16 protein-coding genes are annotated in these 15196 nt (G+C 66.6%); all 16 read left to right on the top strand.

Annotation, left to right across the window (positions count from 1 at the left end; all coding sequences use genetic code 11):
* Window positions 1-46: 46 nt before the first annotated feature.
* The 16 genes from H9640_RS14970 to rpsQ all read left to right on the top strand — a co-directional run bounded on the left by H9640_RS14970 (window position 47) and on the right by rpsQ (window position 15152).
* Entirely contained in the window at window positions 47-3916 is a 3870-nt protein-coding gene (locus H9640_RS14970; protein ID WP_191791534.1) for a DNA-directed RNA polymerase subunit beta', read from the top strand.
* 391 nt (window positions 3917-4307) lie between these two features.
* On the top strand, window positions 4308-4682 hold the full coding sequence (gene rpsL, locus H9640_RS14965; protein WP_030151943.1) for a 30S ribosomal protein S12: 375 nt from the start codon (window positions 4308-4310) through the stop codon (window positions 4680-4682).
* The gene (gene rpsG / locus H9640_RS14960) at window positions 4682-5152 is read left to right on the top strand and encodes a 30S ribosomal protein S7 (RefSeq protein WP_030151942.1); all 471 of its coding nucleotides are present in this window, start codon (window positions 4682-4684) and stop codon (window positions 5150-5152) included. The genes rpsL and rpsG overlap by 1 nt, the downstream gene beginning before the upstream one ends.
* A 106-nt stretch (window positions 5153-5258) precedes the next feature.
* On the top strand, window positions 5259-7364 hold the full coding sequence (fusA, locus tag H9640_RS14955; protein ID WP_191791532.1) for an elongation factor G: 2106 nt from the start codon (window positions 5259-5261) through the stop codon (window positions 7362-7364).
* A 118-nt stretch (window positions 7365-7482) separates the two neighbouring features.
* On the top strand, window positions 7483-8673 hold the full coding sequence (gene tuf / locus H9640_RS14950; protein ID WP_138825549.1) for an elongation factor Tu: 1191 nt from the start codon (window positions 7483-7485) through the stop codon (window positions 8671-8673).
* Window positions 8674-9739: 1066 nt separating this feature from the next.
* Window positions 9740-10048, top strand: a complete 309-nt coding sequence (gene rpsJ, locus H9640_RS14945) for a 30S ribosomal protein S10 (RefSeq protein ID WP_012867945.1) — start codon at window positions 9740-9742, stop codon at window positions 10046-10048.
* Between the two features lie 14 nt (window positions 10049-10062).
* Window positions 10063-10725, top strand: a complete 663-nt coding sequence (gene rplC, locus H9640_RS14940; RefSeq protein ID WP_191791530.1) for a 50S ribosomal protein L3 — start codon at window positions 10063-10065, stop codon at window positions 10723-10725.
* Window positions 10726-10730: 5 nt separating this feature from the next.
* On the top strand, window positions 10731-11432 hold the full coding sequence (gene rplD, locus H9640_RS14935) for a 50S ribosomal protein L4 (RefSeq protein ID WP_191791528.1): 702 nt from the start codon (window positions 10731-10733) through the stop codon (window positions 11430-11432).
* On the top strand, window positions 11429-11731 hold the full coding sequence (gene rplW / locus H9640_RS14930) for a 50S ribosomal protein L23 (protein WP_030151937.1): 303 nt from the start codon (window positions 11429-11431) through the stop codon (window positions 11729-11731). Before rplD ends, rplW begins: the two co-directional genes overlap by 4 nt.
* A gap of 33 nt (window positions 11732-11764) precedes the next feature.
* The gene (rplB, locus tag H9640_RS14925; protein ID WP_056653766.1) at window positions 11765-12601 is read left to right on the top strand and encodes a 50S ribosomal protein L2; all 837 of its coding nucleotides are present in this window, start codon (window positions 11765-11767) and stop codon (window positions 12599-12601) included.
* Window positions 12602-12615: 14 nt separating this feature from the next.
* The gene (rpsS, locus tag H9640_RS14920; protein ID WP_012867940.1) at window positions 12616-12897 is read left to right on the top strand and encodes a 30S ribosomal protein S19; all 282 of its coding nucleotides are present in this window, start codon (window positions 12616-12618) and stop codon (window positions 12895-12897) included.
* A 70-nt stretch (window positions 12898-12967) separates the two neighbouring features.
* A complete protein-coding gene (rplV, locus tag H9640_RS14915; protein ID WP_030151935.1) occupies window positions 12968-13339 on the top strand; it encodes a 50S ribosomal protein L22 in 372 nt (123 codons plus the stop codon).
* Window positions 13339-14181, top strand: a complete 843-nt coding sequence (rpsC, locus tag H9640_RS14910) for a 30S ribosomal protein S3 (protein WP_030151934.1) — start codon at window positions 13339-13341, stop codon at window positions 14179-14181. Before rplV ends, rpsC begins: the two co-directional genes overlap by 1 nt.
* Window positions 14182-14183: 2 nt before the next feature.
* Window positions 14184-14603, top strand: coding sequence for a 50S ribosomal protein L16 (rplP, locus tag H9640_RS14905; RefSeq protein WP_030151933.1), 420 nt, complete (start codon window positions 14184-14186; stop codon window positions 14601-14603).
* Window positions 14603-14842: a 50S ribosomal protein L29 gene (rpmC, locus tag H9640_RS14900; protein ID WP_030151932.1), complete on the top strand. Its 240-nt coding sequence runs from the start codon at window positions 14603-14605 to the stop codon at window positions 14840-14842. Before rplP ends, rpmC begins: the two co-directional genes overlap by 1 nt.
* Before the next feature lie 7 nt (window positions 14843-14849).
* Entirely contained in the window at window positions 14850-15152 is a 303-nt protein-coding gene (gene rpsQ / locus H9640_RS14895; RefSeq protein WP_030151931.1) for a 30S ribosomal protein S17, read from the top strand.
* The last annotated feature ends 44 nt before the right edge of the window (window positions 15153-15196 follow it).

Genomic DNA, 15196 nt, shown 5'->3' with positions numbered 1-15196 from the left:
GGGACGAACCCCGGACAGGCCGGCAGACGAAGGAAGTAGGACCACCTTGCTCGACGTCAATGTCTTCGACGAGCTGCGTATCGGACTGGCCACGGCAGACGACATCCGTGACTGGTCTCACGGCGAGGTCAAGAAGCCTGAGACCATCAACTACCGCACCCTCAAGCCCGAGAAGGACGGACTCTTCTGCGAGAAGATCTTCGGCCCCACCCGGGACTGGGAGTGCTACTGCGGCAAGTACAAGCGCGTGCGCTTCAAGGGCATCATCTGCGAGCGCTGCGGCGTCGAGGTGACGCGCTCGAAGGTGCGCCGTGAGCGCATGGGCCACATCGAGCTCGCCGCCCCTGTCACGCACATCTGGTTCTTCAAGGGTGTGCCCTCCCGCCTCGGTTACCTCCTCGACCTGGCACCGAAGGACCTCGAGAAGGTCATCTACTTCGCCGCCTACATGATCACCTCGGTCGACGTCGAGGGCCGTCAGGAAGACCTCCCCAACCTCCAGAACGAGATCGACCTGGAGAAGAAGGAGATCACGGACCGTCGCGACAACGACATCAACACCCGTGCCCAGAAGCTCGAGGCCGACCTGGCCGCGCTCGAGGCCGAAGGCGCTCGCGCCGACGCCCGCCGCAAGGTCCGCGACTCGGCCGAGCGTGAGATGGCGGCGATCCGCAAGCGGTCCGACGCCGAGCTCGACCGCCTGGACCAGGTCTGGGACCGCTTCAAGAACCTCAAGGTCGCCGACCTCGAGGGCGACGAGATGCTCTACCGCGCCCTCCAGGACCGCTACGGCAACTACTTCGAGGGCTCGATGGGCGCCGCGGCGATCCAGAAGCGTCTCCAGGACTTCGACCTGGTCGCCGAGGCGGAGCTCCTGCGCGAGATCATCCGCAGCGGCAAGGGCCAGAAGAAGACCCGTGCGCTCAAGCGCCTCAAGGTCGTCAACGCGTTCCTGACCACCACCAACTCGCCCACGGGCATGGTGCTGGACGCCGTCCCGGTCATCCCGCCGGACCTGCGCCCCATGGTGCAGCTCGACGGTGGCCGCTTCGCGACCTCGGACCTGAACGACCTGTACCGCCGCGTGATCAACCGGAACAACCGCCTCAAGCGTCTTCTCGACCTGGGCGCCCCGGAGATCATCGTCAACAACGAGAAGCGCATGCTGCAGGAAGCTGTGGACTCGCTCTTCGACAACGGCCGTCGTGGTCGCCCGGTCACGGGCCCCGGCAACCGTCCGCTGAAGTCGATCTCCGACATGCTCAAGGGCAAGCAGGGTCGTTTCCGTCAGAACCTGCTCGGCAAGCGTGTCGACTACTCGGGCCGTTCGGTCATCGTGGTCGGCCCGCAGCTCAAGCTGCACCAGTGCGGTCTGCCTAAGCAGATGGCCCTCGAGCTCTTCAAGCCGTTCGTGATGAAGCGCCTCGTGGACCTCAACCACGCGCAGAACATCAAGAGCGCCAAGCGCATGGTCGAGCGTGCTCGCCCGGTCGTGTGGGACGTCCTCGAAGAGGTCATCACCGAGCACCCCGTGCTGCTCAACCGTGCACCGACGCTGCACCGTCTCGGCATCCAGGCCTTCGAGCCCCAGCTGGTCGAGGGCAAGGCCATCCACCTGCACCCGCTCGTGTGCGCCGCGTTCAACGCGGACTTCGACGGTGACCAGATGGCCGTGCACCTGCCGCTGTCGGCCGAGGCCCAGGCCGAGGCACGCATCCTCATGCTCTCGAGCAACAACATCCTGAAGCCGTCGGACGGCCGTCCGGTCACCATGCCCTCGCAGGACATGATCATCGGTCTGTACCACCTGACGAACGACAAGAAGGATGCCAAGGGTGCGGGGCGCGCGTTCAGCTCGGTCGCCGAGGCCATCATGGCCTTCGACGCCGGCTCGCTGGACCTGAACGCCGAGGTCAGCATCCGCATGGACGGGCTGGTCTTCGCCGAGGGAGAGGCCCCCGAGGGCTTCGTCCCGGGGGAGCCGTTCGTCTTCGCCACGACGCTCGGCCGTGCGCTCTTCAACGAGACGCTGCCGGTCAGCTACGGCTACGTGAACGGCATCGTCGACAAGAAGAAGCTCTCGACGATCGTCAACGAGCTCGCCGAGACCTACCCCAAGGTCGAGGTCGCTGCCTCGCTCGACGCTCTCAAGGAGGCCGGTTTCCGTTGGGCCACCCGTTCGGGTGTCACCATCGCCATCTCCGACGTCGCGACCCCCGCGGCGAAGGCGGCGATCCTGGAGGAGCACGAGGCTCGTGCTCTGAAGGTGCAGCAGGAGTACGACCGCGGTCTGATCACCGACGACGAGCGTCGCCAGGAGCTCATCGAGATCTGGACGCAGGCCACCGACAAGGTCGCGACCGCGATGCGTGCGAGCTTCCCCGAGCGCAACACCGTCTACACGATGGTCGGCTCGGGTGCTCGTGGTAACTGGATGCAGGTCCGTCAGATCGCCGGTATGCGCGGCCTCGTGGCGAACCCGAAGGGTGAGATCATCCCTCGCCCGATCAAGTCCAACTACCGCGAGGGCCTCTCGGTCCTCGAGTACTTCATCGCGACGCACGGTGCCCGCAAGGGCCTCGCCGACACCGCACTGCGCACCGCCGACTCGGGCTACCTGACCCGTCGTCTGGTCGACGTGTCGCAGGACGTCATCGTCCGCGAGGAGGACTGCGGCACCGAGCGCGGCCTGACGCTGCCCGTGGGCGAGAAGATCGGCGACCGTCTGGTCCGTCACGACAAGGTCGAGACGAGCATCTACTCGCGCACCCTCGCCTCCGACGTGGAGGACGCGGACGGTCACGTCATCGCCAAGGCGGGGGACGACGCCGGTGACCTGGTCATCGACGCCCTGCTCGCGGCCGGGATCGACACGGTCAAGGTCCGCTCGGTCCTGACCTGCGAGTCCCGCGTCGGCACGTGCGCCAAGTGCTACGGCCGCTCGCTGGCCACCGGCAAGCTCGTCGACATCGGCGAGGCCGTCGGCATCATCGCGGCCCAGTCGATCGGTGAGCCCGGCACGCAGCTGACGATGCGTACCTTCCACACCGGTGGTGTGGCCTCCGCGGACGACATCACGCAGGGTCTGCCCCGTGTGACCGAGCTCTTCGAGGCACGTACCCCGAAGGGTGAGGGCCCCATCGCGGAGTTCTCGGGTCGCATCACGATCGACGAGGCGGAGCGCACGCGCCGCATCGTCCTGACCCCCGACGACGGCTCCGAGGAGCTCGCCTACCCGGTGACGAAGCGTTCGCGCCTCCTCGTCAGCGACGGCGACCACGTCGAGGTCGGCACCCAGCTGGTCCAGGGCGCCGTCGACCCGAAGAAGGTCCTGCGCATCCTCGGCCCTCGCGCCACCCAGAAGCACCTGGTGGACGAGGTCCAGGAGGTCTACCGCTCCCAGGGCGTGGACATCCACGACAAGCACATCGAGGTCATCGTGCGGCAGATGCTGCGTCGCGTGACCGTGCTGGACTCGGGCGACTCGCAGCTCCTCCCGGGCGAGCTCGCCGAGCGTGGGCGTTTCGAGGACGCCAACCGTCGCGCGGTGTCGGAGGGTGGCCAGCCGGCCTCCGGCCGTCCCGAGCTGATGGGCATCACGAAGGCGTCGCTCGCGACCGACTCGTGGCTGTCGGCGGCCTCCTTCCAGGAGACCACGCGCGTCCTCACCGAGGCGGCGATGAGCGGTCGTCGTGACCCGCTCCTCGGCCTCAAGGAGAACGTCATCCTCGGTAAGCTCATCCCGGCCGGTACGGGCCTGCCCCGCTACCGCAACGTCGAGGTCGAGCCCACCGAGCAGGCCAAGACGGAGCTCTACCCGAGCTTCGGCTACGACGAGATCGACTTCCAGGGGCTCGGCATGGGCTCCGGCGAGGCGATCCCGCTCGAGGACCTGGACTTCGGCGACTACCGCTGACCCCGGCGTCGTGGCCCTGCGACCCTGCGTCGTCGGGCCACGACGAGCCGAGTAGCACAGGGGGTGGTCCCAGCGCGCAGGACGCGCCGGGATCACCCCCTGTCTCTTTGACTACCTGCCACGTGGCAGGTAACGTAGTAGACCGTGCCCGCGCCGTCGTGCACGCTGTGTCGTTTCCAGCGTGCCGATGTGAGTGCGCGAGCATTCCGGTGACTGAGCTCTTCGGACGATCCTCGGATCGTTCGCGAGCCCAGCCCGGACCATCGAGCCGGTGGTACGTGGCGATTGCGACGCTCTGCGTCGCAGGTGCCGTTTGCCGTCGGCGCCCACAGCCCGTTGAGACCACCGCCGGGGATCACCCCGGTCCAGCTCGAGAAGACACGGAGACGTAGTGCCTACGATCCAGCAGCTCGTCCGCAAGGGGCGGACCTCGAAGGCAGGGAAGTCCAAGACTCCCGCCCTCAAGGGTTCCCCGCAGCGGCGTGGTGTGTGCACGCGTGTGTACACCACCACCCCCAAGAAGCCGAACTCCGCACTGCGCAAGGTCGCACGCGTGAAGCTCTCGTCCCAGATCGAGGTCACCGCGTACATCCCCGGTGTCGGCCACAACCTCCAGGAGCACTCCATCGTGCTCGTCCGCGGCGGTCGTGTGAAGGACCTCCCCGGTGTCCGCTACAAGATCGTCCGTGGCGCACTCGACACCCAGGGCGTCAAGAACCGCAAGCAGGCTCGCAGCCGCTACGGTGCCAAGAAGGAGAAGAGCTAATGCCTCGTAAGGGCCCCGCCCCGAAGCGGCCGCTCATCGTCGACCCTGTCTACGGTTCCCCGGTCGTCACCCAGCTCATCAACAAGGTCCTCCTGGACGGCAAGAAGTCGACCGCCGAGGCGATCGTCTACGGTGCCCTCGAGGGTGTCCGCGCGAAGACCGACGGTGACCCCGTCGTCGTCCTCAAGCGTGCTCTCGAGAACGTGCGCCCGGCCCTCGAGGTCCGTTCGCGCCGTGTCGGTGGCGCGACCTACCAGGTCCCCGTCGAGGTGCGCCCCACGCGTTCCACGACGCTCGCGCTGCGCTGGCTCACGGACTACTCGCGCGCTCGTCGCGAGAAGACCATGACCGAGCGCCTCATGAACGAGATCCTCGACGCGAGCAACGGCCTCGGTGCCGCGGTCAAGCGTCGTGAGGACATGCACAAGATGGCCGAGTCCAACAAGGCCTTCGCGCACTACCGCTGGTAGTCCGCCCGACCGGCCCTGGGGGTTCACCCCCGGGGCCGTCGGCGGGTCCGGCCGGCTTCGGTAGAAGCAGCGCCCCCGACTCAACCCACACAAAGGGGAAGTACCCGTGGCACTTGACGTGCTGACCGACCTGAACAAGGTCCGCAACATCGGCATCATGGCCCACATCGATGCCGGTAAGACCACGACCACCGAGCGCATCCTGTTCTACACCGGGGTGAACTACAAGATCGGTGAGACGCACGACGGCGCATCGACGACCGACTGGATGGAGCAGGAGAAGGAGCGCGGCATCACGATCACGTCTGCCGCCGTGACCTGCTTCTGGAACAAGAACCAGATCAACATCATCGACACCCCTGGCCACGTGGACTTCACGGTCGAGGTCGAGCGCTCCCTGCGTGTGCTCGACGGCGCTGTCGCTGTCTTCGACGGCAAGGAGGGCGTCGAGCCCCAGTCCGAGACCGTCTGGCGCCAGGCCGACAAGTACAACGTCCCGCGCATCTGCTTCGTCAACAAGATGGACAAGCTCGGCGCGGACTTCTACTTCACGGTCGACACCATCGTGAACCGCCTCAAGGCCAAGCCGCTGGTCATCCAGCTGCCGATCGGCTCCGAGAGCGACTTCACGGGCGTCGTCGACCTGCTCGAGATGCGCGCACTCGTGTGGCGCGGCGAGACGAAGATGGGCGAGGCGTACGAGATCGAGGAGATCCCCGCGGACCTCCTGGAGAAGGCGCAGCAGTACCGTGCCGACCTCATCGAGAACGTCGCCGAAGCAGACGAGGAGCTCCTCGAGAAGTACCTCAACGGCGAAGAGCTGACGCTCGCGGAGATCAAGTCCGCGATCCGCAAGCTCACCGTCTCGGGCGAGGCCTTCCCGGTGCTCTGCGGCTCCGCGTTCAAGAACAAGGGCGTCCAGCCCATGCTCGACGCGGTCATCGACTACCTGCCGTCGCCCCTCGACGTCCCGGCCATCAACGGCCACGACGTCAAGGACGAGGAGAAGATCGTCGAGCGCCACCCCGACGCCACGGAGCCGTTCTCGGCCCTCGCGTTCAAGGTCGCCTCGCACCCGTTCTTCGGCAAGCTGACGTACGTCCGCGTCTACTCCGGCCAGGTCACGCCGGGCACCCAGGTGCTCAACGCGACCAAGGGCAAGAAGGAGCGTCTGGGCAAGATCTTCCAGATGCACTCCAACAAGGAGAACGCGGTCGAGCTCGGCAGCGCCGGGCACATCTACGCGTTCATCGGCCTCAAGGACACGACGACCGGTGACACCCTGTGTGACATCGCGAACCCCGTGGTCCTCGAGTCGATGACCTTCCCGGAGCCCGTCATCGACGTGGCCATCGAGCCCAAGACGAAGGCCGACCAGGAGAAGCTCTCGGTCGCCATCCAGAAGCTCGCCGAGGAGGACCCGACCTTCCGCGTCAAGCTCGACGAGGAGACCGGCCAGACCGTCATCGGCGGTATGGGCGAGCTCCACCTCGACATCCTCGTCGACCGCATGCGTCGCGAGTTCAACGTCGAGGCCAACGTCGGCAAGCCGCAGGTCGCGTACCGCGAGACCATCCGCCGTACCGCGGAGAAGATCGACTACACGCACAAGAAGCAGACCGGTGGTTCGGGTCAGTTCGCCAAGGTGCAGGTCACCTTCGAGCCTCTCGACCTGACCGAGGGCGGCGAACTCTACGAGTTCAAGAACGCCGTCACCGGTGGTCGCATCCCGCGTGAGTACATCCCGTCGGTCGACGCCGGTATCCAGGCCGCCCTCCAGCTGGGCGTCCTCGCCGGCTTCCCGCTCGTGGGCGTGAAGGCTACGCTCATCGACGGCGCGTACCATGATGTCGACTCTTCGGAGATGGCGTTCAAGATTGCCGGCTCGATGGTCCTCAAGGAGGGCGTCAAGCGGGCGGACCCGGTTCTGCTGGAGCCGGTCATGGCGGTCGAGGTGCGTACGCCCGAGGAGTACATGGGCGACGTGATCGGTGACCTCAACTCTCGTCGCGGCATGATCCAGTCCATGGAGGACGCGACGGGTGTCAAGGTCGTCCGTGCTCAAGTACCGTTGTCCGAGATGTTCGGGTACATCGGTGACCTGCGGTCGAAGACCCAGGGTCGCGCTGTGTACTCGATGTCATTCGACAGCTACGCCGAGGTCCCTCGGAACGTTGCCGAAGAGATCATCAAGAAGACCCGGGGCGAGTGAGTCCCCACAGGTCGAAGACCCTGTAACAACCATCAACCTGTAGCGACCCGCACGCCCCGCAGATGTCTTGCGCATCTGCATCGTTCGGCACAACTACCCAAGTCCCAGGAGGACCCCAGTGGCGAAGGCCAAGTTCGAGCGGACCAAGCCGCACGTCAACGTCGGAACCATCGGTCACGTCGACCACGGTAAGACCACGCTGACGGCAGCGATCTCCAAGGTGCTGCACGACAAGTACCCGGACGTGAACCCCGAGTTCAAGTTCGACGAGATCGACAAGGCTCCGGAAGAGAAGCAGCGCGGTATCACGATCAACATCGCGCACATCGAGTACGAGACGGAGAAGCGTCACTACGCTCACGTCGACGCTCCCGGTCACGCCGACTACATCAAGAACATGATCACCGGTGCTGCTCAGATGGACGGCGCGATCCTCGTGGTCGCCGCCACCGACGGCCCGATGGCTCAGACGCGTGAGCACGTTCTGCTCGCCCGCCAGGTGGGTGTCCCCTACCTGCTGGTCGCGCTGAACAAGTCCGACATGGTCGAGGACGAGGAAATCCTCGAGCTCGTCGAGATGGAGGTGCGCGAGCTCCTCTCCTCGCAGGGCTTCGACGGTGACGAGGCCCCCGTGGTCCGCGTCTCCGGTCTGAAGGCTCTCGAGGGCGACCCCGAGTGGGTCAAGTCCGTCGAGGCGCTCATGGAGGCCGTGGACGAGAACGTCCCCGAGCCCGTCCGTGAGCTCGACAAGCCCTTCCTCATGCCCGTCGAGGACGTCTTCACGATCACCGGTCGTGGAACCGTCGTCACCGGCAAGGTCGAGCGCGGCACCCTCGCGGTCAACTCGGAGGTCGAGATCGTCGGCATCCGCAACCCGCAGAAGACCACGGTCACGGGTATCGAGACGTTCCACAAGCAGATGGACGAGGCTCAGGCCGGCGACAACACCGGTCTGCTGCTCCGCGGCATCAAGCGCGAGGACGTCGAGCGCGGCCAGGTCGTCGTCAAGCCGGGTTCGATCACCCCGCACACCGACTTCGAGGCTCAGGTCTACATCCTGGGCAAGGACGAGGGTGGGCGTCACAACCCGTTCTTCTCGAACTACCGCCCGCAGTTCTACTTCCGTACCACGGACGTCACCGGCGTCATCACGCTGCCCGAGGGCACCGAGATGGTCATGCCCGGCGACAACACCGAGATGACGGTCGAGCTGATCCAGCCGATCGCCATGGAGGAGGGCCTCGGCTTCGCCATCCGTGAGGGCGGCCGTACGGTCGGATCGGGCCGTGTCACGAAGATCATCAAGTGATCTTCTGATCTCCTGATCCACCCCGGCTCCTGAGCCTCGCGCTCGGGGGTTCCGGGAAGGATTGACCGAAGGGCCCGGGTACCGCAAGGTACCCGGGCCCTTCGGCGTACCCAGGGGAGTCCGGGGCAGCGGGGGCTGTCGACGTCTGCGCGCTGCCGGGGCAGGCGACGGGAGGCCCTGCCAAGGGTGCGCCGGCTGCCGGGGCCGCGACCGCACCGCAGCGCCAGCGGGGCGCACGTCGATCCGCACGGAACGTCGCGCGGCTCGCGGCTCGCGGCGCCGCCGGTGGGCGGTGGCGCCAGTGGGCGGCGCCGCCGCCGTTGGGCGTCCCGGGGGGGAGGGGAGAGGCGCGCGGTCCCCCCCGAACGGTCGTCGGCTCGATCACCGGTCGGTCCGAAGGGTCGTGCAGGCGGTGCGTGACCGATCCGAGGATCCGGATCGGCGAGATGTGTCGTCGGGGTGGTGCCCCGCCCGGAAGCACCCGCGCAGCATCTTTGCTGGTCAGGGACGTACCGGCCGCGGCAGCACGCCGCGCCGTTCGATGCGGTGGTCGTCCGAGGACGGTGCGCCTGGTCACACAGTTCGGCGAGAGCGCCCGGGGAGGTTACCCTGGATGGACGACGTGCCCGCTCGACGCGTGAGCACGTCGGTCGTCGCACGAGGTCGGCCCCGGTGGTCGATGTCTCGTGCACGACGATTGGTCTTCCACGGTTTCCTGTGGCAGACTGTTCAGGTTGCCTGTTACGGGTGCGCTCTTTCATGTGTCGAACAGTGTGTTGAACCGCTAAGCATGCGGACCTCGGTGTTCCGAGGTTGCCGCGGGTTGAACTCTCTGTCGACACAGATCGAGGACCCCGCGGAGCTCAGGTTCTGCACAGGCTCGACAACGTTGTGAACGGCTGTGACGCCGTCGGGCGCCAGAAGCTGGCCCGATGTGTCGGCGGTTCACATATCCAACGGCCCTGCACCGTTCTCGGTGCGTGCGCTCGGTAGGTCGCGATAGGCGACACGCCCGAGCGCGGGGGTCGGACAGCTAGCGGTTCGAGAGAGAGAGTCAGACGACGCCATGGCGGGACAGAAGATCCGCATCCGGCTCAAGTCCTACGACCACGAGGTGATTGACAGCTCGGCGCGCAAGATCGTCGACACTGTCACCCGCGCTGGTGCAACGGTCGTGGGCCCGGTGCCGCTGCCGACGGAGAAGAACGTCTTCTGCGTCATCCGGTCGCCTCACAAGTACAAGGACAGCCGCGAGCACTTCGAGATGCGCACGCACAAGCGGCTTATCGACATCATCGATCCCACGCCGAAGGCCGTCGACTCGCTCATGCGTCTCGACCTGCCTGCGGACGTGAACATCGAGATCAAGCTCTGAGGCGGGAGGACAACATGACTACGCCCCAGCAGAACGAGCGGCCCGTCACGGCCGTGCTCGGCACGAAGCTCGGCATGACCCAGCTCTGGGACGAGGCAGGCCGCCTGGTCCCCGTCACGGTCGTCGCCGTGGGCACGAACGTCGTGACCCAGGTCCGCACCGCGGACACCGACGGTTACGCCGCGGTCCAGCTGGCCGCAGGCCAGATCGACCCGCGCAAGGTCACGAAGCCCCTCAAGGGCCACTTCGAGAAGGCCGGCGTCACGCCGCGCCGTCACGTGACCGAGATCCGCACCACCGATGCCGGTGAGTACACCCTCGGCCAGGAGATCACCGCGGAGGCCTTCGAGGCCGGCGCAAAGGTCGACGTCGTGGGCACCACCAAGGGCAAGGGCACCGCCGGTGTCATGAAGCGTCACGGCTTCCACGGCGTGGGTGCCTCCCACGGTGCGCACCGCAACCACCGCAAGCCTGGTTCGATCGGTGGGGCCTCGACCCCGTCGCGAGTCTTCAAGGGCGTGCGCATGGCCGGTCGGATGGGCTTCGACCGTCAGACCACGCAGAACCTGACCGTCCACGCGGTCGACGCAGAGAAGGGTCTGCTGCTCGTCAAGGGCGCAGTGCCCGGCCCCAAGGGCGGCGTCGTCCTCGTGCGTAGCGCCGTGAAGGGAGCATGACACTCATGGCAGCTCTCACTGTTGACGTCCTCGACGCCACGGGCAAGAAGGCCGGCACCGCCGACCTTCCCGCCGAGGTGTTCGACGTCCAGACGAACGTCCCGCTGATCCACCAGGTTGTCGTCGCGCAGCTCGCTGCAGCCCGTCAGGGCACGCACGACACCAAGAGCCGCGGCGAGGTCCGCGGTGGTGGACGCAAGCCGTACAAGCAGAAGGGCACCGGCCGCGCCCGTCAGGGTTCGACCCGTGCTCCTCAGTTCGCCGGCGGTGGGGTCGTTCACGGCCCGACGCCGCGCGACTACAGCCAGCGCACCCCCAAGAAGATGAAGGCTGCTGCCCTGCGCGGCGCCCTGTCCGACCGGGCTCGTGCCGGCCGTGTCCACGTCGTGACCGGTTTCGGGATCGACGGCCAGCCGTCGACCAAGGCCGCGATCAACTCGCTCGCCAACCTCTCTCCCCGCAAGCACGTGCTCGTGGTGCTGGAGCGTGGCGACGAGCTGACGAGCAAGTCCCTCCGCAACGCGGAGCAGGTGCACCTCCTGGTCGCTGACCAGCTGAACACCTACGACGTGCTCGTCTCCGACGACGTGGTCTTCACCGAGGGCGCACTCGCTGCGTTCCTCGCCGGACCCGCCACGGGCTCTTCGGTCAAGGCCGTCGCGTCCGAGTCGGAAGCAGCTGACGAGGCCGAGGAGGCCGCGAAGTGACCGCCGTGACGAAGGACCCCCGCGACATCCTGCTCGCGCCGGTGGTCTCCGAGAAGAGCTACGGGCTCCTCGACGAGGGTAAGTACACCTTCCTCGTGGACCCGCGGGCCAACAAGACCGAGATCAAGATTGCCGTCGAGCAGATCTTCTCGGTCAAGGTTGCCTCCGTGAACACGATCAACCGCAAGGGCAAGACCCGGCGGACGCGTTTCGGACTGGGCAAGCGCAAGGACACCAAGCGTGCGATCGTCACCCTCCGCGAGGGCACGATCGACATCTTCGGCGGGCCGGTCGGCTGAGGCCGGACGAGAGCAGATTGAGGACAGATCCCCATGGGAATCCGTAAGTACAAGCCGACGACGCCCGGCCGCCGCGGCTCGAGCGTTGCCGACTTCGTCGAGATCACGCGCTCGCAGCCGGAGAAGTCGCTGGTCCGTCCGCTCACCAAGAGCGGTGGCCGCAACAGCACCGGTCGCATCACCACCCGTCACAAGGGTGGTGGCCACAAGCGCGCATACCGCGTCATCGACTTCCGTCGCCACGACAAGGACGGCGTGCCCGCGAAGGTCGCTCACATCGAGTACGACCCCAACCGCACGGCACGCATCGCGCTCCTGCACTACGCGGACGGCGAGAAGCGCTACATCATCGCGCCGAACAAGCTGAAGCAGGGCGACGTCATCGAGAACGGCGCCGGCGCTGACATCAAGCCCGGCAACAACCTGCCGTTGCGCAACATCCCGACCGGTACGGTCATCCACGCCATCGAGCTCAAGCCCGGTGGCGGCGCGAAGATCGCCCGTTCGGCTGGTGCCTCCGTGCAGCTCGTCGCCAAGGACGGCCCCTACGCCCAGCTGCGTATGCCTTCCGGTGAGATCCGCAACGTCGACCTGCGCTGCCGCGCGACGGTCGGCGAGGTGGGCAACGCCGAGCAGTCGAACATCAACTGGGGCAAGGCCGGCCGTATGCGTTGGAAGGGCAAGCGCCCCTCCGTCCGTGGTGTCGCCATGAACCCGATCGACCACCCTCACGGTGGTGGTGAAGGCAAGACCTCCGGTGGACGTCACCCGGTCAGCCCCTGGGGCCAGGCCGAAGGTCGTACCCGCCGTCCCAACAAGCCGAGCGACAAGCTGATCGTGCGTCGTCGCCGTACCGGCAAGAAGCGCTGATAGGAGCCTGACAGATGCCACGCAGCCTGAAGAAGGGCCCCTTCGTGGATGGACACCTTCAGAAGAAGGTGGACGTCCAGAACGAGAAGGGGACCAAGAACGTCATCAAGACCTGGTCCCGTCGGTCGGTCATCACGCCCGACTTCCTCGGTCACACTTTTGCCGTGCACGACGGGCGCAAGCACACTCCGGTGTTCGTCACCGAGTCGATGGTTGGCCACAAGCTCGGCGAGTTCGCACCCACCCGGACCTTCCGCGGCCACGTGAAGGACGACAAGAAGGGCCGTCGTCGCTGATCTGCGTGCAGACGCAGATCACGAGACGACGACTCCGAACGTCATGACGAGACAAGAAGGCAGGACAGCAATGGAAGCCAAGGCGCAGGCGCGGTTCGTCCGTGTCACGCCCCAGAAGGCCCGGCGCGTCGTGGACCTCATCCGTGGCAAGCAGGCCACCGAGGCCGTCGCGGTGCTGAAGTTCGCACCGCAGGCCGCGAGTGAGCCGATCCGCAAGGTCGTGGAGAGCGCGATCGCGAACGCACGGGTGAAGGCCGACCGCGCGAGCGTGGCATTCGACGAGCAGGAGCTCGTCGTTGCCCAGGCGTTCGTGGACGAGGGCCCGACCCTCAAGCGGTTCCGGCCTCGCGCTCAGGGGCGCGCGAGCCAGATCCTCAAGCGGACGAGCCACATCACCGTGGTTCTCGTTCCGCGCGAAGACACGAAGGGAAGGGCCCGATAGTGGGACAGAAGGTTCACCCGCACGGGTACCGCCTCGGCATCACCACCGACCACCGGTCGCGGTGGTTCGCCGACAGCACCAAGCCCGGACAGCGGTACCGCGACTACGTCCGCGAGGACGTGCAGATCCGCAAGCTCATGGCCACCGGCCTCGAGCGTGCCGGCATCTCCAAGGTCGAGATCGAGCGCACCCGTGACCGTGTGCGTGTGGACATCCACACGGCACGCCCGGGTATCGTCATCGGCCGCCGTGGCGCAGAGGCAGACCGCATCCGCGGCGAGCTCGAGAAGCTCACGGGCAAGCAGGTCCAGCTCAACATCCTCGAGGTCAAGAACGCTGAGATCGATGCTCAGCTCGTGGCCCAGGGGATCGCCGAGCAGCTTGCGAGCCGTGTGTCCTTCCGCCGTGCGATGCGCAAGGGCATGCAGTCCGCGCAGCGCGCCGGGGCCAAGGGCATCCGTGTCCAGTGCTCGGGCCGCCTCGGTGGCGCCGAGATGAGCCGTTCGGAGTTCTACCGCGAAGGCCGTGTGCCGCTGCACACGCTCCGCGCGAACATCGACTACGGCTTCTTCGAGGCCCGCACCACCTTCGGCCGTATCGGCGTCAAGGTGTGGATCTACAAGGGCGACATGACCGAGAAGGAGTTCGCTGCGCAGCAGGCGACCGCCGCTCCCCGCCAGGGCCGTGGTGGCCCCCGCGGTGGCGACCGTCCTGACCGTGGCGGAGACCGTCGTGGCGCCGGCCGTCGCAACGAGCGTCCGGCACAGTCCGAGGCACCTGCAGCTGCAGGGGCGGAGGCACCTGTCGCCGAGAAGGCTCCTGAGTCCGGAACGGAGGCCTGAGCATGCTGATCCCGCGCAGGCTGAAGCACCGTAAGCAGCACCACCCCTCGCGCTCCGGCGCCTCGAAGGGTGGCAACCAGATCGCGTTCGGCGAGTTCGGCATCCAGGCTCTCGAGCCTGCGTACGTCACGAACCGCCAGATCGAGGCTGCTCGTATCGCGATGACCCGCCACATCAAGCGAGGCGGAAAGGTCTGGATCAACATCTACCCGGACCGCCCGCTGACCAAGAAGCCGGCGGAGACCCGCATGGGTTCTGGTAAGGGTTCGCCCGAGTGGTGGATCGCCAACGTCAAGCCCGGCCGCATCGTCTTCGAGCTGGCCGGTGTCCCGGAGCCCCTGGCTCGCGAGGCCATGCGCCGCGCGATCCACAAGCTCCCGATGAAGTGCCGTTTCGTGGTGCGCGAGGGTGGTGGCAACTGATGGCTATCGGAACCAAGGAACTGGCTTCGAGCGAGCTTGACACGTTCGACGACGAGAAGCTCGTCGCCGAGCTGAAGAAGGCCAAGGAGGAGCTTTTCAACCTCCGCTTCCAGTCGGCTACCGGCCAGCTGGAGAGCCACGGTCGCCTGAAGGCCGTGCGCCGCGACATCGCGCGGATCTACACGATCCTCCGCGAGCGCGAGCTCGGTATCCGTACCGCACCGAGCGTGAGTGAGTGAGGCTGGAATGAGCGAGAACGCAACGAACGCCGCACCGGTGACCGAGACGGCCGCTGAGCAGCGCGCCAACCGCAAGACGCGGCGCGGCTACGTGGTGAGCGACAAGATGGACAAGACCGTCGTGATCGAGGTCGAGGACCGGGTCAAGCACCCGCTCTACGGCAAGGTCATCCGACGCACGAGCAAGGTCAAGGTCCACGACGAGCAGAACGCTGCTGGTGTCGGAGACCTCGTCCTTATCATGGAGACCCGCCCGCTGTCCGCGACCAAGCGGTGGCGCCTGGTGGAGATCCTCGAGAAGGCCAAGTAGGCCCTGTGCCTACCAGGTCGGGGGGGGGGGGGGGGGGGGGGGGG

The sequence above is a fragment of the Oerskovia gallyi genome (assembly GCF_014836745.1).
Lineage (GTDB): Bacteria > Actinomycetota > Actinomycetes > Actinomycetales > Cellulomonadaceae > Oerskovia > Oerskovia paurometabola.
Note: the sequence above shows the minus strand (reverse complement) of the source record. Positions and strands in the feature narration are given on the sequence as shown.